This is a genomic window from Pseudomonas sp. SIMBA_068 (assembly GCF_046534705.1).
Lineage (GTDB): Bacteria > Pseudomonadota > Gammaproteobacteria > Pseudomonadales > Pseudomonadaceae > Aquipseudomonas > Aquipseudomonas putida.
Genome location: NZ_JAWRYI010001366.1, coordinates 1 through 244, shown reverse-complemented (window position 1 = coordinate 244; position 244 = coordinate 1). Strand labels below are relative to the sequence as shown.

The window sequence follows — 244 nt, the reverse complement described above, 5'->3', positions numbered from 1 at the left end:
GTATTTATGTACGCTGGGAGCTTTAAACACCGGATTGAGATACAGCGCTGTCACGCCAAGCTTTTTCAGATACGGCAGTTTTTCGCTTATCCCGTCCAGATCGCCGCCATAGAACGTTGATCCGCCCGCCTGCGCCGTGACCGGTTCATCCCAGTCACGCAAGATGATCTCTTGTCCGGCTGCATGATGGTAATAGACATGATCCTGTTCAGCTTCACGAGGAAGACTACGCGCAAAACGATCA

General features: G+C 51.6%; 1 protein-coding gene. It reads right to left on the bottom strand.

Features of this window, described 5'->3' with window-relative positions; genetic code table 11:
• Nucleotides 1–244, bottom strand: a 244-nt coding sequence (locus SB756_RS34085) for an alpha-amylase family glycosyl hydrolase (RefSeq protein ID WP_410913757.1), incomplete at both ends; no start/stop codon positions are given.